17 protein-coding genes are annotated in these 18786 nt (G+C 70.9%); 12 read left to right on the top strand and 5 right to left on the bottom strand.

Going from position 1 to position 18786, the window contains the following annotated elements; translation table 11 throughout:
- Nucleotides 1-209 precede the first annotated feature (209 nt).
- A complete protein-coding gene (locus ACWEV3_RS41335) occupies nt 210-1178 on the bottom strand; it encodes a GlxA family transcriptional regulator (RefSeq protein ID WP_452619133.1) in 969 nt (322 codons plus the stop codon).
- Between the two features lie 71 nt (nt 1179-1249).
- Here ACWEV3_RS41335 and ACWEV3_RS41330 point away from each other — a divergent pair, with 71 nt between their 5' ends.
- The gene (locus ACWEV3_RS41330) at nt 1250-2545 is read left to right on the top strand and encodes an MFS transporter (protein WP_452619132.1); all 1296 of its coding nucleotides are present in this window, start codon (nt 1250-1252) and stop codon (nt 2543-2545) included.
- Here ACWEV3_RS41330 and ACWEV3_RS41325 read toward each other — a convergent pair.
- On the bottom strand, nt 2520-3692 hold the full coding sequence (locus ACWEV3_RS41325; protein ID WP_452619131.1) for a glycoside hydrolase family 64 protein: 1173 nt from the start codon (nt 3690-3692) through the stop codon (nt 2520-2522). The genes ACWEV3_RS41330 and ACWEV3_RS41325 overlap by 26 nt on opposite strands.
- Before the next feature lie 235 nt (nt 3693-3927).
- Nucleotides 3928-4803 carry a class A beta-lactamase gene (gene bla, locus ACWEV3_RS41320; RefSeq protein WP_452619130.1) on the bottom strand — a complete coding sequence of 292 codons (876 nt, stop codon included), beginning with the start codon at nt 4801-4803 and terminating at the stop codon, nt 3928-3930.
- A 349-nt stretch (nt 4804-5152) separates the two neighbouring features.
- Between bla and ACWEV3_RS41315 the strand changes: the two genes are divergently transcribed.
- Nucleotides 5153-5815 (top strand): spermidine synthase, encoded by a 663-nt coding sequence (locus ACWEV3_RS41315; protein ID WP_452619129.1) that lies wholly within the window; start codon nt 5153-5155, stop codon nt 5813-5815.
- Between the two features lie 16 nt (nt 5816-5831).
- On the opposite strand, the gene ACWEV3_RS41310 is transcribed toward ACWEV3_RS41315, so the two are convergent.
- The gene (locus ACWEV3_RS41310; RefSeq protein WP_452619128.1) at nt 5832-6353 is read right to left on the bottom strand and encodes a methylated-DNA--[protein]-cysteine S-methyltransferase; all 522 of its coding nucleotides are present in this window, start codon (nt 6351-6353) and stop codon (nt 5832-5834) included.
- A 115-nt stretch (nt 6354-6468) separates the two neighbouring features.
- Here ACWEV3_RS41310 and ACWEV3_RS41305 point away from each other — a divergent pair, with 115 nt between their 5' ends.
- From ACWEV3_RS41305 to nusB, 3 genes are all read left to right on the top strand, one after another.
- The gene (locus ACWEV3_RS41305) at nt 6469-7578 is read left to right on the top strand and encodes a M24 family metallopeptidase (protein WP_452619127.1); all 1110 of its coding nucleotides are present in this window, start codon (nt 6469-6471) and stop codon (nt 7576-7578) included.
- 82 nt (nt 7579-7660) lie between these two features.
- A complete protein-coding gene (gene efp / locus ACWEV3_RS41300; protein ID WP_452619126.1) occupies nt 7661-8227 on the top strand; it encodes an elongation factor P in 567 nt (188 codons plus the stop codon).
- A 51-nt stretch (nt 8228-8278) separates the two neighbouring features.
- Entirely contained in the window at nt 8279-8722 is a 444-nt protein-coding gene (nusB, locus tag ACWEV3_RS41295; RefSeq protein ID WP_452619125.1) for a transcription antitermination factor NusB, read from the top strand.
- Between the two features lie 319 nt (nt 8723-9041).
- On the opposite strand, the gene bldD is transcribed toward nusB, so the two are convergent.
- Complete coding sequence (gene bldD / locus ACWEV3_RS41290) at nt 9042-9530, bottom strand: transcriptional regulator BldD (protein ID WP_010311046.1); 489 nt, start codon at nt 9528-9530, stop codon at nt 9042-9044.
- Nucleotides 9531-9818: 288 nt separating this feature from the next.
- Between bldD and pyrR the strand changes: the two genes are divergently transcribed.
- The 7 genes from pyrR to pyrF all read left to right on the top strand — a co-directional run bounded on the left by pyrR (nt 9819) and on the right by pyrF (nt 18700).
- Nucleotides 9819-10424: a bifunctional pyr operon transcriptional regulator/uracil phosphoribosyltransferase PyrR gene (gene pyrR, locus ACWEV3_RS41285; RefSeq protein ID WP_452619124.1), complete on the top strand. Its 606-nt coding sequence runs from the start codon at nt 9819-9821 to the stop codon at nt 10422-10424.
- The gene (locus tag ACWEV3_RS41280) at nt 10424-11356 is read left to right on the top strand and encodes an aspartate carbamoyltransferase catalytic subunit (RefSeq protein ID WP_132493721.1); all 933 of its coding nucleotides are present in this window, start codon (nt 10424-10426) and stop codon (nt 11354-11356) included. Before pyrR ends, ACWEV3_RS41280 begins: the two co-directional genes overlap by 1 nt.
- A 220-nt stretch (nt 11357-11576) precedes the next feature.
- Nucleotides 11577-12875, top strand: coding sequence for a dihydroorotase (locus ACWEV3_RS41275; protein WP_452619135.1), 1299 nt, complete (start codon nt 11577-11579; stop codon nt 12873-12875).
- On the top strand, nt 12875-13417 hold the full coding sequence (locus ACWEV3_RS41270; protein WP_452619123.1) for a PH-like domain-containing protein: 543 nt from the start codon (nt 12875-12877) through the stop codon (nt 13415-13417). Before ACWEV3_RS41275 ends, ACWEV3_RS41270 begins: the two co-directional genes overlap by 1 nt.
- Complete coding sequence (gene carA / locus ACWEV3_RS41265) at nt 13414-14535, top strand: glutamine-hydrolyzing carbamoyl-phosphate synthase small subunit (RefSeq protein WP_452619122.1); 1122 nt, start codon at nt 13414-13416, stop codon at nt 14533-14535. The genes ACWEV3_RS41270 and carA overlap by 4 nt, the downstream gene beginning before the upstream one ends.
- Nucleotides 14535-17855 carry a carbamoyl-phosphate synthase large subunit gene (carB, locus tag ACWEV3_RS41260; RefSeq protein ID WP_452619121.1) on the top strand — a complete coding sequence of 1107 codons (3321 nt, stop codon included), beginning with the start codon at nt 14535-14537 and terminating at the stop codon, nt 17853-17855. The genes carA and carB overlap by 1 nt, the downstream gene beginning before the upstream one ends.
- Nucleotides 17852-18700 (top strand): orotidine-5'-phosphate decarboxylase, encoded by an 849-nt coding sequence (gene pyrF / locus ACWEV3_RS41255; protein WP_452619120.1) that lies wholly within the window; start codon nt 17852-17854, stop codon nt 18698-18700. Before carB ends, pyrF begins: the two co-directional genes overlap by 4 nt.
- Nucleotides 18701-18786 lie beyond the last annotated feature (86 nt).

Genomic DNA, 18786 nt, shown 5'->3' with positions numbered 1-18786 from the left:
TTGTTTTTTTTGTTAACTGGTGTTATCTTCATATCACCCCCCACCCCCGGGGGTACGCAATTTTCAATGGAAATCAGACCTTCGATTTCCATTGAAATTGCGGTCCACCCTCGGTGCCGGGGTGCAGGCGTTACCGGGCGTGGTTGCGGGCATCACCCGTCGGTGGCGCAGCTTCTCGTGGAGTCGTCCGGACCCGCCGCTGCGCGAGGTCAGGCGCTGCGGCGGAAGGTGCGGCGGTAGGCCGCGGGGCTGGTGCCGAGGCGCAGCCGCAGGTGCTTGCGCAGCGATGCCGCGGTGTTCAGGCCGGACTGCTCGGCCACCGCCTCGATCGGCAGGTCCGTGGCCTCCAGCAGGTGGCGGGCGTGCTCGATGCGCTGCTGCAGCAGCCAGTCCAGCGGGCTGGTGCCGGTCTCCTCCCGGAACCGGCGGGTGAAGGTCCGCACGCTCATCCCGGCGTGCGCCGCCGCGTCGTCCAGGGTGAGCGGCTCGGCGAGCCGCTCCAGCAGCCACGCCCGGGTCGGCGCGGTGCCGGTGCCGCTGGTCTCCGGCAGCGGCCGCTCGATGAACTGGGACTGTCCGCCGTCCCGCCACGGCGGCACGACGCAGGACCGGGCCGCGCGGTTGGCCACCTCGCTGCCGTGGTCGCGGCGGAGCACGTGCAGGCACAGGTCGATCCCGGCGGCCACGCCGGCCGAGGTCAGCACGTCGCCGTCGTCCACGAAGAGCACGTCCGGGTGCAGCGCCACCTGCGGGTACAGCCGCCGGAAGCGCGCCGCGTGCGCCCAGTGCGTGGTGGCCGGGCGGCCGTCGAGCAGGCCCGCCGCCGCGAGCACGAACGCGCCGGTGCAGATCGACATGATCCGCGTGGTGCCGGGCAATCCGGCCAGGTAGCCGGCGAGTTCGGGGGACAGGCTGCCGTCCGTGCACGGCCCTTCGACGTAGGTGCCCGGGATGATCAGCGTGTCCGGCGCGGCCAGGAAGTCCGGGCTGGCCCCGGGCAGGATCGAGAAGCCCTTGGTGGTGCTGATCGGGCCGCCGTCGAGGCTGCAGACCTGGATGTCGTAGAGCGGCTCGCCGCTCTCGTCGCGGGCTCCGGAGAAGATCTGCGGAGCGATCGCCAGGTCGAAGCCGACGACGTCGGAGAGGCCCAGGACGGCGATTCGGTGCGGAGAGGCCATGGCCGGATCTTCTCACATATTGTCTTCCCGGCCACTGGTTCCGGCCCGCCGCTTCGGCGAGGCTCTTCGATGTGATCAGTACTGGGACCGTGCGCCGCGTCCACCCCGCCTGGTGGGTCGCGGCCGTCGCCTTCATCGCCCTGCTCGGGTCTGCCGCCTTCCGGTCGATGCCCGGCGTGTTCATGAATCCGCTGCACGACGAGTTCGGCTGGCCGCACAGCGTCATCTCGGCCGCCGTGTCGCTGAACCTCCTCCTCTACGGCCTGACCGCGCCGTTCGCCGCGGCCCTGATGGCGCGCTTCGGCATCCGCCGGGTCACCGTCGCCGCGCTGCTGCTCATCGCGGCCGGCAGCGGGCTGACGGTGTTCATGACCGCCAGCTGGCAGCTGATCGTGTGCTGGGGCCTCCTCGTGGGCCTGGGCACCGGGTCGATGGCGCTGGCCTTCGTGTCCACAGTGGTCGACCGGTGGTTCGTGCAGCGGCGCGGCCTCGTCAGCGGCGTGCTGACCGCGGGCAGCGCGACCGGTCAGCTGATCTTCCTGCCCTTGGCGGCCGTGCTCGTCGAGAGCGACGGCTGGCGCTTCACCTCGCTGGTCATCGCGGGCACCGCGCTGCTGGTCGGCCTGCTGGTGTGGCTGGTGATGCGCGATCACCCCCGCGACGTCGGCGTCACCGCCTACGGCGCGACGGGCGACGAGGCGGAGCCGGAGCGCGACCGCGGCAACCCGGCCGCGGTCGCGCTGCGCGCCCTTCGCGACGCGGCCCGCAAGCCCGCTTTCTGGCTGCTGGCGGGCGGATTCGCGATCTGCGGGGCGAGCACCAACGGGCTGGTGAACACGCACTTCGTGCCCGCCGCGCACGACCACGGCATGCCGACCACGACCGCCGCCGGGCTGCTCGCGGTGATCGGCGTGTTCGACGTGCTCGGCACGGTGTTCTCCGGTTGGCTGACCGACAAGGTCAACCCGCGGCTGCTGCTCGCCGCCTACTACACGCTGCGCGGCCTGTCGCTGTTCGTGCTGCCGCAGCTGCTCGGCCCCTCGGTGGAGGCGAGCATGGTGCTGTTCGTGGTGTTCTACGGGCTGGACTGGGTGGCCACCGTGCCGCCGACCATGGCGCTGTGCCGGGAGCACTTCGGGCCCCGCGCCTCGGTGGTGTTCGGCTGGGTGTTCGCCTCGCACCAGATCGGCGCGGCGGCCATCGCCAGCATCGCGGGCGTGGTGCGCGACCAGTTCGGCGACTACGCCGCCGCCTGGTACGGCGCGGGCCTGCTCTGCCTGCTGGCGACGGCGTTCTCGGTGTCGATCCGGGTCGCCGGGCCGCGGTCGAAGCCGGAGCCGGTCACCACGGGGTCAGCGTCACGGTGATCGACTTCGGCGCCCCGTCCTGGATGTAGGAGGCGAAACCGGCCACGTCGTCGAAGGCGAACCCGTAGGCCTTGCCGTCCTCGGTGTTGGCGTGCATCACCTTGGCGAAGTGGTTGGTGACCTGGTGCTGGTAGAACGCGCCGGGATCGGTGCCGGGCTGGTCGGCCAGGTCCAGCAGGATGGAGCGGTTGAAGCCGGCGCCCAGGATGGCCGCCACCGGACCGGTGATGCCGTCGTTCGGGGCGGCCAGCGCGCCGTCGCAGAACAGGACGTCCCTCGTGGACGGTCGGCCGATCGGCTGCACGCCGCCGTCGAAGTTGAAGGTGTCGCCGGAGATCTGACCCGTGAAGATGCGGCCGTCGCCGGTGTTCACCTTCAGCTGGCTGCCCTGGTACTTGGCCCAGACCTCGTCGATGTAGGAGTCGTAGTAGCTGCCGGAGAACGCGCCGAGGTCGAGCCCGTGGCCCGGCGCGATCACCCGCAGGTCCTGCTGTCGCAGCCCGGCGAAGTCCGCGTTCTCGGTGACACCGCTGAGGATCTTCTCGCGGCCACCGGCGGGCACCGTGCCCGTCGTCTGGTCCTGCGCGCCCTGCAGCCGGATCGACAGCGGCACGCTGAACATGTCGACCATCGTCGTGTTGCAGTACATCCCGTCGGGCTTGAGGGTGAATTCGACGGTGTCGTGCAGGATCGAGTGGTTCGGGTCGGTGTCGACCCAGCCCGCCGGGTACTGCAGCGCGGGCTTGCCGTCGCCGCCCGAGACGACCTTGAACTTCAGCTTCTCGCCGAGCGCGAAGTAGATCCGGCCGGACATGCTCGGCAGGTTCAGCGTCGTGTCGCCGCTGCCCTGCAGCGGGATGGCGTAGTCGGCGAAGCCGTCGGAACCGTTGTCGGACGGCGAAACCGGCACCAGTTGCCCGTCGGGCGAGACCCGGCACTGCTCGCCGGAGTCGAGGTTCACGCCGACGACGTAGACCCAGATGGACGCGTTGTCGAACTGGCCGCTGCGGTTGACGATCGTCAGCGGTAGCGGGACGTCGGGAGCGCGGCGGCCGGCGAAGGCCGGGGCGGCGGCGAGGCCGCCGATGGCGGGCACGGCGAGGGCGGCGGCGGAGACGCCGCCGAGGAAGGATCGTCTGCTGAGCACGGCGCTTCCCTTCGGAGTGGGATTTTTCGGATAAGTTCGGGCCCGCAACAATTCTGCGAGCGGTCTGGTCGACCGCCAATACCCCGAACCGCCGCCGACGGCTGCCCGAACCAGCCCAGCACCCGAGCCATTACCAGGACAATCGGGAACGGCGCCGGTGAATACCGCGAAAATCCCCGATGCGGCGTGCCCGGCACCCGCGGACCGGGCCGGATCAGGAAGCGTTGTGGAGCCGTCAGGAAAGCGCCGCGATCACGCGTGCGGTGGCCTCGGCGATGAGGGCCGGTTTGTATTCGGCGTCTTTGGCGGCCTTGCCGGACATGATCGAGATGACGAGCGGCGCCGAGGTCGGGGGCCACACGATGCCGATGTCGTTGAGCGTGCCGTAGTCGCCGGTGCCGGTCTTGTCGGCCACGGCCCACCCCTGCGGTGTGCCGGCCCGGATGCGTTGGGCACCGGCGCCGGTGGCGTTGCGCGCCAGCAGGTCGTGGAGGAAGGCGCGTTTGTCGGCGGGCAGGACGTCCCCGAGCACGATCCGCTGGTAGTCGGTGCCGATCGCGCGCGGCGAAGTCGTGTCGCGCGGGTCTCCCGGGACGGCGTCCGCGATCGTCGGCTCCATCCGGTCCATCCGGGTGACCGTGTCGCCGAGGCCGCGGGTGAACGCCGTGAGTTCGGCGGGCCCGCCGATGTCGCGGAGCAGGAGGTTGCCCGCCGTGCCGTCGCTGTAGCGGACCGCGGCGTCGCACAGCTGACCGATCGTCATCCCCGTGGCCACGTGCTGCCTGGTGATGGCGGAGCTCTTCATGAGATCGCCCTCGGTGTACGTGACGACCGCGTCCAGGTGCGACATCGGGTTGCGCTGCAAGACCGCTGCCGCCGCAAGCCCCTTGAACGTGGAGCAGAACGCGAATCGTTCGTCCGCTCGGTGGGCGATGGTCGCACCGGTGCCGGTGGCGAGGGCGTACACCCCCAGGCGAGCGTCGAACTTCCGCTCCAGCTCGGCCAACCCGGCATGCTGATCGTTCGCCGCAGGCGGGGGCGTCGCCGTGGCGGGAGGAGGAGCGGGCGTCCCGCCGTTCGTGCAGGCGGCCAACGGCAGAATCGCCGCCATACCCAGGAAAGCGCGGCGAGTTGTCGGCTGCGATGTTGCGGTCTCGCCGCGATCCGAATGCTGTTGTCCGCTCGGGATCACCTGACGTCCGATGCGGATTCCTGGGTGCTGCAAAGAAGTTCTCCGTTCGATTCCGAGGCCGGGGTCGCGGCCCGACGCCAATCAAGCAGCACCCCGCCGGAGGGCGCCAATCCGCGCCACGCCGCCACGCGATAGCCGTTCGATATGACCCCAGATGCCACCGGGTTCCGCCGCGAACGGGGCGCGGGAAAAATGCTCACCACCGTCCGGAACCCGGGACCGGAGAAGCCGCGACGGCCCGCGTGCCCGGCGCGGTACGGTACGGACGATGTCAAGTCTTGTCGCACGTTCTCGCACCGAGCGCGGGGAACTCGTGCTGCTCCGCCGGGCCGGCGCGCTGGAGCTCCGGGTCAACGGCGTCTTCGTGATGGACACGGTGCACACCGAGACCGAACGGCTGCTCGCCGGCGCCACCCTGCGGGCCGCCGCCCGGACCGACCGGGTGCTGGTCGGCGGCCTGGGGCTGGGGTTCACGCTGCGGGAAGTGCTGGCCGATCCGCGGGTCCGCGAAGCGCACGTCGTCGAGATCGAGCCGGACCTGATCGACTGGCACCGCCGCGGGCTCGTCCCCGAAACCGCCGATGCGATCCGGGACGACCGGGTGGTGTTCCGCGTCGGCGACGTCGCCGAGGTGCTCGACGCGCAACCACCAGGCAGCGTCGACGTCCTGCTGCTCGATGTGGACAACGGCCCGGACTTCCTCGTCTACGACGGCAATTCCGCTCTCTACCGGGCCGATTTCCTGGTCCGCTGCAGGGAGAAGCTCACCCCGGAAGGCACCGTGGCGATCTGGTCGGCCGACACCTCCCCGGACCTCAGCGCCGCCATGCGCGAGGTCTTCGGGAACTGCGAGGAGATCCCGATCCCGGTGACGCTGGGGCAGCGGGAGACGACCTACCACCTGTTCCTGGGCCGCCGGGCTCGTGGGTGAAGGTTCCGGTCCTCGCTCACGAGAGCAGGTCGAGCTCCAGCAGGCTGGGCTCCAGGACGCCCTCCAGCACCAGCAGCCGCCGCTTGGCCTCCAGGCCCGGGCCGAACCCGCCGAGGCCGCCGCCGCTGGCCAGCACCCGGTGGCACGGCACCAGCAGCGGCACCGGGTTGCTGCCCATGATCGTGCCGACCGCCCGCGAGGCCTCCGGCCGCCCGGAAAGCTCCGCCAGCCCCTTGTAGCTCACCGTCTCGCCGAAGGGCACCAGCTCGTGCAGCGTGCGCAACACGTGCAGCCGCAGGCCCTCCAGCGGCGCCCACGCGATCGGCACGTCGAATTCCCGGCGCCCGCGCGAGAAGTACTCGCCGAGCTGCCGCGCGGTCTCGGCCGCGACACAGGTGCCCCGGCTCGGCTCGGCACCGTCGAACTCGCCGAGCACCCGGTCCGGCGCGGCGAAGGCGACCCGGCACACCTCGCCGGCGGCCGCGATGACCGTCAGCTCCCCGACAGGACTGTCCAACGCGCTCCACGTCAGCGACATGCCGGGAGGGTAGCGCCCTGCACCGACGAGCCGGGCCGCGCAAGCTCGTGGCGGCTTCCCGCCGACGTTGGCGTGACCAGGCCCGTTCCCCACGGCGCGAGCTAGGCTCCGAAACATGCCCGAAACGCACGCCCACCGACGCCACGCCCTCCGCGACCAGCTGCGCGAGCGGGACCTGGACGCGATGTTGGTGACCGATCTGCTCAACATCCGCTACCTGACCGGCTTCACCGGATCCAACGCGGCGTTGGTGGTGCACGCCGCCGACGAGCCGGGGGCCGAGTCGCGGACGGTGTTCTGCACCGACGGCCGGTACCTGATCCAGGCCGGGGCGCAGGTGCCGGACCTGGAGCGGGTCGTCGAGCGGCCGAGCGATCTGGCGCTGGCCGAGCGGATCGGGGCCGACGCCGCCGGGCACCGCCGCGTCGGCTTCGAAAGCCAGCACGTCACCGTCGACGGCCGCGACGTGCTGGCCGCCGCGGCGGGCGAGGCGGAACTGGTGCGCGCGCCCGGCCTCGTCGAGCAGCTCCGGCTGATCAAGGACGAGACCGAGATCGACGCGCTGCGGATGGCGTGCGCGGCCGCCGACCGGGCGCTGGCCGACCTCATCGCGCACGGCGGGCTGCGCCCCGGCCGCACCGAGCTGGAGGTCGCCCGCGAACTGGAGACCCGGATGCTCGACCACGGCGCGGCCGGCCCGTCGTTCGAGACGATCGTCGCCGCCGGGGCGAACTCCGCGGTGCCGCACCACCGGCCCACCGACGCGGTGCTGGCGGTCGGCGACTTCGTGAAGATGGACTTCGGCGCCCTCGTCGACGGCTACCACTCGGACATGACCCGGACCGTGGTGCTCGGCAAGGCGGCGGACTGGCAGCGCGAGATCTACGAGCTGGTGCGCGCCTCGCAGGCCGCCGGCCGGGCCGCCCTCGCCGTCGACGCCGATGTGAAGGCGGTGGACACCGCCGCCCGCAAGGTGATCGAGGACGCGGGCTACGGCGAGCAGTTCCTGCACGGCCTCGGACACGGCGTCGGCCTGGAGATCCACGAGGCACCGGCGTTGTCGCAGCGGGGGGACGGTAGAATCGGCGCCGGGATGGCGGTCACCGTCGAGCCTGGTGTCTACCTGGCAGGGCAGGGCGGGGTCCGCATCGAGGACACGCTGGTCGTGCGTCCCAGCACGCCGGAGCTCCTCACCTTGACGACGAAGGAGCTCGTCGAAGTCTGACGCGCCGAGGTGCGCCGGTACGCCGGAATCCGGTTCGCGTCGGCAACACGCCCAAGCCATCACCACAGGAGAGACCCCCACCGTGGCATCCACGAACGACTTGAAGAACGGACTGGTGCTCAACATCGACGGCCAGTTGTGGACCGTCGTGAACTTCCAGCACGTCAAGCCCGGCAAGGGCGGCGCCTTCGTTCGCACCACCCTGAAGAACGTCCTCTCCGGCAAGGTCGTGGACAAGACCTTCAACGCCGGCGTCAAGGTGGACACCGCGAACGTCGACCGCCGCGAGATGACCTACCTCTACAACGACGGCACCGACTACGTGTTCATGGACCCCGACACCTACGACCAGGTCAACATCTCGGCCGACGTCGTCGGGGACGCCGCGAACTACATGCTGGAGAACAGCGCCGTCGTCGTGGCCCGCCACGACGAGGCCCCGCTGTACGTCGAGCTGCCCGCCTCGGTCGAGCTCGTCGTCTCGCACACCGACCCGGGCCTGCAGGGCGACCGCTCCACCGGCGGCACCAAGCCCGCCACCCTGGAGACCGGTGCGGAGATCCAGGTCCCGCTGTTCCTCAGCACCGGTGACAAGGTCAAGGTCGACCCGCGCGACGGCCGGTACCTCAGCCGCGTCAGCAGCAAATGATCGCCTGCCCGTCGGCCGCGGCATTCGGTCCGGCCGGAAAGAGGGTGTGAGGTGGGTTCTCGGAGCAAGGCACGCAAGCGTGCCGTGGACTTCCTCTACGAGGCCGATCAGCGCGGCATCGACGCGGTGACCCTGCTGGCCGATCGCGTCGGCTCGCCGGAGGTCCCGCCGGTCGGCGACTACACGATCACCCTGGTCGAGGGCGTGACGGCGAACCGGGAGCGGATCGACGAGGTGCTCACGCAGCACGCCGAGGGCTGGTCGCTGGGGCGGATGCCCGCGGTCGACCGCTCGGTGCTGCGGCTGGGCCTGTACGAGCTGCTGTGGAGCGACGACGTGCCGCCGGCGGTGGCCATCGACGAGGCCGTGGAGCTGGTCAAGGCGCTGTCCACGGACGACTCGCCGCGCTTCGTCAACGGCGTGCTGGGCCGCATCGCGGGCATCGGCGACCGGCTCCGCAAGTCGGTCCGCCCGGAGCAGACCGCGGCGGAGTAGCCCGAACGAGTTACAAGCGAGGGGCGTCCCCGGCCAGACAACATGGCCGGGGACGCCCCTCGCCTCGTCATACCCCCGACCGGGTGACGAAGTCCGCAATTTCAATGGAAATCAGAGCTTCGATTTCCATTGAAATTGCGGACCTCCGCAATGGAAATCAGAGCTTCGATTTCCATTGAAATTGCGGACCTCCGCGGGGCGGGGGTGGGGTGGGGTCGGTTGACCAGGGAAAACGAAGGGCCACCCGTTGCGACCGTTGGTCGCGGTGGGTGCCCCGTCACGTGCCCGGCCCACTCGAACGGGTGGGCCGGGTGTGGTGTCACTCCTCCCGGGCTGGGCGGGCCTCCGGGGGAAGCACGCCCCAGTCGATGAGCTGCTCGGTGAGCTCGCCTGGCGTCATGTCGTAGATGATGGCCAGGGATCGCAGGTCCTCGGTGCGGATGGACAGCACCTTGCCGTTGTAGTCACCGCGCTGGCTCTGGATGGTGGCCGCGTAGCGGGCCAGCGGGCCCACCTTCTCTGCAGGTAGCTGCTGCAGCCGCTCCAGGTTGATCACAACCTTGGTGGCAGGTTCGGCGCCGGAGGGCACCCGACCTTCGGGAAGCAGTTCCGCGACCGGAACACCGTAGAAGTCGGCCAGTTCGGCCAGCTTCTGCACGGTCACCGCACGGTCGCCTCGCTCATAGGACCCGACGACCACGGCCTTCCACCGCCCGCCAGACTTCTGCTCGACGCCGTGCAGCGACAGACCCTGCTGCTGGCGGATAGCGCGGAGCTTGCTGCCCAGCGCCTTGGCGTAGTCGCCCATGTGGCGTTTCTCCGTTCGTTCGCCCCGTTAGCCGATAACGGCGACCGGGGAGCAAAGCTCAGATCGATACGGAGAGTAATGTTCGCTCGCCAGCGTCACCAGGTCAAGTTGGTCTTTGCTGGCAATGCGGCGAACACCACCACACCACCCGGACGATTGACCTCGCAGCGCTGATAGCGTACAAGGCAGCCCGGCGGTCGGCAGTGGTTTCCGACCCGGAGACTGCGGGGCAGCTCACACACCATCCTTTAAGGACCCGTCCCGTGAGGCGGGGAAGGAGGTCGCACCGTGGCGTCACGCCAACCGGCGGACGCGACGGATCCGGTCGGGCAGCGGGAGCTGCTTTCGACCGGTGACGTTGCGCGCACGATAGCCCGGATCGCCCACCAGATCATCGAGAAGACCGCGCTGGACACCGGAAGCAGCGACGTGGTGCTGCTGGGCATCCCGACGAGGGGAACCTCGCTGGCCCAGCGGCTGGCCGCGAAGATCAGCGAGTTCAGCGGCGTGACGGTGCCCACCGGCATCCTCGACATCACGCTCTACCGCGACGACCTGCGGCATCGCCCGAACCGTCCGCTGGAGCCCACCAGCCTGCCCGTGCAGGGCATCGACAACGCGCTGGTCGTGCTCGTCGACGACGTGCTGTTCTCCGGCCGGACCGTGCGGGCCGCCCTCGACGCCCTGCGCGACCAGGGCCGGCCGCGGGCGGTGCAGCTGGCGGTGCTGGTCGACCGCGGGCACCGCGAGCTGCCGATCCGCGCCGACTACGTCGGCAAGAACGTCCCCACCTCGCGCTCCGAGGGCGTCGCGGTCCAGCTCGCCGAGACCGACGGCACCGACCGAGTCGTGCTGCGCCGCCCGGACACCACGCAGGACGAGGAGGTCCGGTGATGCGCCACCTGCTGTCCACAGAAGGTCTGGACGCCGCCACCGCGACGAGCGTGCTCGACACCGCCGACACCCTGAAGCAGACGCTGCTGGGGCGCGAGGTCAAGAAGCTGCCGACGCTGCGCGGCCGGACCGTGGTGACCCTGTTCTACGAGAACTCCACGCGCACCCGGGTGTCCTTCGAGGTCGCCGGGAAGTGGATGAGCGCCGACGTGATCAACGTCTCGGCCAGCAGTTCTTCGGTGAACAAGGGCGAGTCGCTGCGCGACACCGCGCTGACGCTGGCCGCCGCCGGGGCAGACTGCGTGATCGTCCGGCACCCCGCCTCGGGCGCGGCGCAACGGCTGGCCGGCTGGCTGGACGAGGTCGGCACCCAGGTCGTCAACGCCGGCGACGGCATGCACGAGCACCCCACCCAGGCGCTGCTGGACGCCGCGACGCTGCGGGAGCGGCTGGGCGAGCTGGCCGGGCGCCGCATCGCCATCGTCGGCGACCTGCTGCACAGCCGGGTGGCGCGCTCGAACGTGCACCTGCTGCGCACCCTCGGCGCCGAGGTGGTGCTGGTCGCGCCGCCGACGCTGGTGCCCGCCGGGGCGCAGCAGTGGGGCGCGGAGGTGCGCCACGAGCTGGACCCGGAGCTGCCGAAGCTGGACGCGGTGATGATGCTGCGGGTCCAGGCCGAGCGGATGCACGGCGGGTTCTTCCCGTCGGCGCGCGAGTACTCGATCGCCTACGGCCTCAACGAGGCGCGGCTGGGCAGGCTGCCCGAGCACGCGGTGGTCCTGCACCCCGGCCCGATGCTGCGCGGCATGGAGATCGCGCCGGCCGTGGCCGATTCGCCGCGCGCCGCCATCACCCAGCAGGTCAGCAATGGCGTGCACGTGCGGATGGCGGTGCTCTACCACCTGCTGGCGGGAGAGGAGCTCGGCGCATGAGTAGCCCTGTATCAACTCGAGTCCGGGCCAACGGCGGAACGGGCGTGAGTTGCCTTGTGTCAACTGCAGTGCTGCTCAACCGCACCTCAGGGGACCGTGACGCAAACCAGCCACAGGAAACCGCGAAACGCGAGTTTGACCTGGGACGTAACCACAACTGTGAATCGCGGAGAGGCGGACCAGTGAATCGCGGAGAGGCGGAACTGTGAGCGGACCAGTCATGAGCCGGGTGCTGCTGAAGGACGTCCGCCCGTACGGCGAGGGCGAGCCGGTGGACGTGCTGATCGACGGCGGAGTGATCGCGGAGATCGGCCCGGCTCTTGAGGCCGATGCGGACGAGATCGTGCACGCCGGCGGGGCCGTGGCGCTGCCGGGCTTCGTGGACCTGCACACGCACCTGCGGGAGCCGGGCCGGGAGGACGCCGAAACCGTCGAGACCGGTTCGATGGCCGCCGCGCTCGGCGGCTACACCGCGGTCTTCGCGATGGCCAACACCGATCCGGTCGCCGACAACGCGGTGATCGTCGAGCACGTGTGGCGGCGCGGCCGCGAGGTCGGCCTGGTCGACGTGCACCCGGTGGGCGCGGTGACGGTGGGGCTCAAGGGCGAGAAGCTCGCCGAGCTGGGCACCATGCGCCGCAGCATCGCCGAGGTCCGGGTGTTCTCCGACGACGGCCACTGCGTGCACGACCCGCTGATCATGCGCCGCGCGCTGGAGTACACGAAGTCCTTCGGCGGCGTCGTCGCGCAGCACGCCGAGGAGCCGCGGCTGACCGCGGGCGCGCAGGCGCACGAGGGTGCGAACGCCGCCCGGCTGGGCCTGGCCGGCTGGCCCGCGCCTGCGGAGGAAGCGATCGTGGCGCGCGACTGCCTGCTCGCCGGGCACACCGGCGGCACGCTGCACATCTGCCACGTCTCCACCGAAGGCACCGCCGAGATCCTGCGCTGGTGGAAGTCCCGGGAGTCGAACGGGCGGGTGTCGGCCGAGGTCACGCCGCACCACCTGCTGCTGACCGACGACCGGCTGGCGACCTACGACCCGATCAACAAGGTCAACCCGCCGCTTCGCACCGACGCCGACGTGCTGGCGCTGCGCCAGGCGCTGGCCGACGGCACCGTGGACTGCGTGGCCACCGACCACGCCCCGCACGCCGCGCAGGACAAGGACTGCGAGTGGTCCGCGGCGAAGCCCGGCATGCTCGGCCTGCAGACCGCGCTCGGCATCGTCGTGCAGACGATGGTGCGCTCCGGGCTGCTGGACTGGCGCGGCGTGGCGCGGGTGATGAGCGAGCGGCCCGCCGAGATCGGCGGGCTGACCGACCAGGGCCGCCCGATCGCCGCGGGCGAACCGGCGAACCTGGTGCTGGTCGACCCCGACGCCGAGTGGACGGTGCGCGCCGCGGAGCTGGCCAGCCTCGGCGAGAACTCGCCGTTCGAGGGCATGCGGCTGCCCGGCCGCGTGGTCGCGACTCTGCTGCGCGGCCGGCTCACCGCGCACGAGGGCAAGGTGACGCGCTGATGGAACGCTTCCTGTGGGTGCTGGGGATGGCCGCGCTGGTCGCCCTGGTGTTCTTCGGCATGCGGCGGGGCTGGACCGGCCGGGCGCGCCGCCAGGCCGCCGAGCTGCCGGACTTCCCGGCGCCGCCGGCCGAACCGGGCGAGGAGCTGCTGCCCGCCGCGACCGGCATGTACGTCGGCACCACGAAGGCGACCGACTGGCAGGACCGCATCGCGGTCGGCGACATCGGGCACCGCGCCAACGGCACCGCGCACCTGCACGCCGCGGGCCTGCTGCTGCGACGAACCGGGGCCAGCGACGTGTGGATCCCCGCGGAGTCCATCGTGGACAGCCGCCTGGACCACAAGCTGGCCAACAAGGTGGTGCCCGGTGCCGGCCTGGTCGTGGTGACCTGGCGGCTGGGCGAGCAGCTGCTGGACACCGGGTTCCGCGGCGACGACAAGACAACGCAGACCGAGTGGGTCGAGGCGGTCCGGGCACTGGCGCCCGCTGACGAGCCGACGCAACACGAGACCGCGAGCTCGCGGCAGGAGGACAAATGAGCGACCACATCCCGGCCGCACTGGTGCTCGAGGATGGCCGGATCTTCCGCGGGGAGGCCTACGGCAAGGTGGGCCGCACCCTGGGTGAGGTCGTGTTCACCACCGGCATGACCGGCTACCAGGAGACCCTGACCGATCCCTCGTACCACCGCCAGATCGTGGTGCAGACCGCGCCGCAGATCGGCAACACCGGCTGGAACGACGAGGACGACGAGTCGAAGCAGATCTGGGTCGCCGGCTACGCCGTCCGCGATCCCGCCCGGATCCCGTCGAACTGGCGCTCCCGGCGGTCGCTGGTCGAGGAGCTGGAGCGGCAGGACATCGTCGGCATCGCGGGCATCGACACCCGCACCCTGACCCGTCACGTCCGCGAGCTGGGCGCGATGCGCGGTGGCATCTTCTCCGGGCCGGAACTCGGCTCCGACGACGAGATGGTCGCCGCGGTCAAGGCGAGCGCCGAGATGGTCGGCGCCTCGCTGGCGGGCGACGTGACCACCGCCGAGCCCTACGTCGTGCCCGCCATCGGCGAGAAGCGCTTCACCGTGGCCGCCCTCGACCTGGGCATCAAGTCCAACACGCCGCGGATGATGGCCGAGCGCGGCATCGAGGTCCACGTGCTGCCGCTGGCGTCCACCTTGGACGAGGTGCTGTCGGTCAAGCCGGACGGGCTGTTCCTGTCCAACGGCCCCGGCGACCCGGCCACCACCGACCAGCAGGTCGAGCTGACCCGCCAGGCCCTGGACCGCAAGCTGCCGCTGTTCGGCATCTGCTTCGGCAACCAGATCCTCGGCCGCGCGCTCGGCCGCGGCACCTACAAGCTGCGCTACGGGCACCGGGGCATCAACATCCCGGTGATCGACGTCGAGACCGGCCAGGTCGCGATCACCGCGCAGAACCACGGCTTCGCCGTCGAGGGCGAGCCGGGCGAGCGGTTCGACACCGACTTCGGCCGCGCGATGGTCAGCCACCACTGCGCGAACGACGGTGCGGTCGAGGGGCTCCGGCTGCTCGACGGGCCGGCGTTCAGCGTCCAGTACCACCCCGAAGCGGCGGCGGGCCCGCACGACGCCGCGCCGCTGTTCGACAAGTTCGTCGACCTGATGACGGAGACTCGCTGATGCCCAAGCGAACTGATATCAAGCACGTACTCGTCATCGGTTCCGGGCCGATCGTGATCGGCCAGGCGTGCGAGTTCGACTACTCCGGTACGCAGGCGTGCCGGGTGCTGCGCGAAGAGGGCATCCGCGTCTCGCTGGTGAACTCGAACCCGGCGACGATCATGACGGACCCGGAGTTCGCCGATGCGACCTACATCGAGCCGATCACCCCGGAGTTCGTGGAGAAGGTGATCGAGGCCGAGCGGCCGGACGCGATCCTGGCCACCCTCGGCGGGCAGACCGCGCTGAACACGGCGGTCGCGCTGCACGAGCGCGGGACGCTGGAGAAGTACGGCGTGGAGCTGATCGGCGCCGACTTCGAGGCGATCCAGCGCGGCGAGGACCGGCAGCGGTTCAAGGACATCGTGCGCGCCGTCGGCGGCGAGGTGCCGGAGTCGGCGGTGTGCAAGTCGATGGAGGACGTGCGGGCGTTCGTCGCCGAGCGCGGCCTGCCGGTGGTGATCCGGCCCAGCTTCACCATGGGCGGCCTGGGCTCGGGCATGGCGCACACCGAGGAAGACCTGGAGCGGATGGCCTCCTTCGGGCTGGCCGAGTCGCCGGTGCACGAGGTGCTGATCGAGGAGAGCGTCCTCGGTTGGAAGGAGTACGAGCTCGAGCTGATGCGCGACCACGCCGACAACGTGGTGGTCATCTGCTCGATCGAGAACATCGACGCGATGGGCGTGCACACCGGTGACTCGGTGACCGTGGCGCCGTCGATGACGCTGACCGACCGCGAGTACCAGCACATGCGCAACGTGGGCATCGCGGTGCTGCGCGAGGTCGGGGTCGACACCGGCGGCTGCAACATCCAGTTCGCCATCCACCCGGGCACCGGCCGGATGGTCGTCATCGAGATGAACCCGCGGGTGTCGCGGTCCTCGGCGCTGGCGTCGAAGGCGACCGGCTTCCCGATCGCCAAGATCGCCGCGAAGCTGGCCGTGGGCTACACCCTCGACGAGATCCAGAACGACATCACCGGCGAGACTCCGGCGAGCTTCGAGCCGACGCTGGACTACGTGGTGGTGAAGGTGCCGCGGTTCGCCTTCGAGAAGTTCCCGGGCGCCGACCAGGAGCTGACCACGACGATGAAGAGCGTCGGCGAGGCGATGGCAGTGGGCCGCAGCTTCTCCGAGGCGCTGGGCAAGGCGCTGCGCTCGATGGAGACGAAGGCGGCCGGTTTCTGGACCAAGGCCGACCCCGAGGGCGTCACGGTCGAGTCCACACTGGACGAACTGCGCACGCCGCACGACGGGCGTCTGTACACAGTGGAGCGCGCGCTGCGGCTGGGCGCTTCGGTGGAGCAGGTGCACGAGGCCTCGGGCATCGACCCGTGGTTCGTCGACCAGATCGCGGCATGGGTCGAACTGCGCGGCGAGGTGGTCGAGGCACCGGTGCTGGACGCGGCGCTGCTGCGGCGCGCCAAGCGGGCCGGGCTGTCGGACCGGCAGATCGCCGCGCTGCGGCCGGAACTGGCCGGTGAGGACGGCGTTCGCGCGCTGCGGCACCGGTTGGGCGTGCGGCCGGTGTACAAGACGGTCGACACCTGCGCGGCGGAGTTCGCGGCCCGGACGCCGTACCACTACTCGGCCTACGAGTCCGACCCGGCGGCCGAGTCGGAGGTCACCGAGCAGCGCGAGCGACCGAAGGTGATCATCCTCGGCTCGGGTCCGAACCGCATCGGCCAGGGCATCGAGTTCGACTACTCCTGCGTGCACGCCGCGATGGCGCTGCGGGAGGCCGGCTACGAGACCGTCATGGTCAACTGCAACCCGGAGACGGTCTCCACCGACTACGACACCTCGGACCGGCTGTACTTCGAGCCGCTGACCTTCGAGGACGTCCTGGAGGTCGTGCACTCCGAGCAGCAGTCCGGCACGGTGGCGGGCGTGATCGTGCAGCTCGGCGGCCAGACCCCGCTGGGCCTGGCGAAGCGGCTGGCCGACGCCGGGGTGCCGGTCGTGGGCACGCCGCCGGAGGCGATCCACCTGGCCGAGGACCGCGGCGCGTTCGGCGACGTGCTGGCCGGGGCGGGCCTGCCCGCGCCGAAGTACGGCACCGCGACGTCGTTCGAGGGTGCCAAGCGGATCGCCGACGAGATCGGTTACCCGGTGCTGGTGCGGCCGTCCTACGTGCTCGGCGGCCGGGGCATGGAGATCGTCTACGACGAGGCTTCGCTGGAGAACTACATCGCCCGCGCCACCGAGGTCACCCCGGAACACCCGGTGCTGGTGGACAACTTCCTCGACGACGCGATCGAGATCGACGTGGACGCGCTCTGCGACGGCACCGACGTCTACCTCGCCGGCGTGATGGAGCACATCGAGGAGGCCGGCATCCACTCCGGCGACTCGGCGTGCGCGCTGCCGCCGATCACGTTGGGGCGCCAGGACATCGAGCAGGTGCGGAAGTCCACTGAGGCCATTGCGCACGGCATCGGCGTGCACGGCCTGCTGAACGTGCAGTACGCGCTCAAGGACGACGTGCTGTACGTGCTGGAGGCCAACCCGCGCGCCTCGCGGACGGTGCCGTTCGTGTCGAAGGCGACCGCCGCGCCGCTGGCCAAGGCGGCGGCCCGGATCATGCTCGGCGCCAAGATCGCGGACCTGCGCGCGGAGGGCATCCTGCCCGCGGAGGGCGACGGCGCGGACCTGCCGGTCGACGCGCCGGTCGCGGTGAAGGAAGCCGTGCTGCCGTTCCACCGGTTCCGCACCCGCGAGGGCGTCGGCGTGGATTCGCTGCTCGGGCCGGAGATGAAGTCCACCGGCGAGGTGATGGGCATCGACGTCTCCTTCGGGCAGGCCTTCGCCAAGTCGCAGGCCGGCGCGTACGGCTCGCTGCCCACCTCGGGCCGGGTGTTCGTGTCGGTGGCGAACAAGGACAAGCGGTCCCTGGTGTTCCCGGTCAAGCGGCTGGCGGACCTCGGGTTCGAGATCCTGGCCACCAGCGGCACCGCGGAGGTGTTGCGCCGCAACGGGATCCCGTCCACGGTGGTGCGCAAGCACATCGAGAAGAACGGCGATGGGCGCGACATCGTCGAGCTGGTCAAGGCCGGCGAGGTCGACATGGTGATCAACACCCCGTACGGCAACCCGGGCCCGCGCGTGGACGGCTACGAGATCCGCACCGCGGCGGTCTCCCGCGACATCCCGTGCATCACGACGGTGCAGGGCGCGGCGGCGGCGGTGCAGGGCATCGAGGCCGCCATCCAGGGCAACATCGGCGTCCGGCCCCTGCAGGCACTGCAGGCGGCCCTGCGGCAAGGCGGTGAGCAGCGATGACTGATCCGCTGCGGGCGAGCTTCGGGCAGCGGCTGACGGATTCGGTTCGGGCGCGCGGCGCGCTGTGCGTCGGCATCGACCCGCACCCGTCGCTGCTGCACGCCTGGGACCTCGACGAGAATCCGCAGTCGCTGGAGCGGTTCGCGATGACCGCGGTGGAGGCGCTGGCCGGTGAGGTCGCGGTGCTCAAGCCGCAGTCGGCGTTCTTCGAGGTGTACGGCTCGGCCGGGATCGCGGTGCTGGAGAAGACGATCCGGGAGGCGCAGCAGGCCGGTGCGCTGGTGCTGCTGGACATCAAGCGCGGCGACATCGGTTCCACGATGACGGCGTACGCGATGGCCTACCTGGACGAGCACGCGCCGCTGGCGGCCGATGCGATCACGGTGTCGCCGTACCTCGGCTACGGCTCGCTCGCCTCGGCCATCGGCATCGCGGAGCAGACGGGGCGCGGGGTGTTCGTGCTGGCGCGGACCTCCAACCCGGAAGGCGCGGGCCTGCAGCAGTCGATCCACGGCAGCGGCGATTCGGTCGCCCAGTACATCGTGGACTCGGCGGCGGAGACCAACGCGGGGACGGAGCCGATGGGGCACGTGGGGGTGGTGGCGGGAGCCACGATCCGCCCGGAGGAGCTGGACTTCTCCCGCCTCAACGGCCCGATCCTGGCCCCGGGCCTGGGCGCCCAGGGCGCGACGGTGCAGAGCCTGCGGGCGGTGTTCGGGGAGGCGTTGCCGAACGTCCTCCCGGCGACGGCCCGCGACGTCCTGCGCCACGGCCCGACGGTCGACGGCCTCCGCTCGACGGCCCGCAGGATTCGCGACGAGGTGACCGAACTCCTCCAGGGCTGATTCGTTCCAGGTGAAGGGCGCCGCCGACCGGCCATGCCGGCGGGCGGCGCCCTTCGCGATCACGCGGCTCCGGACGTCGCCTGGCG

This window comes from Saccharopolyspora sp. NPDC003752 (assembly GCF_053605825.1).
This window is presented reverse-complemented; position numbering and strand designations above follow the sequence as displayed.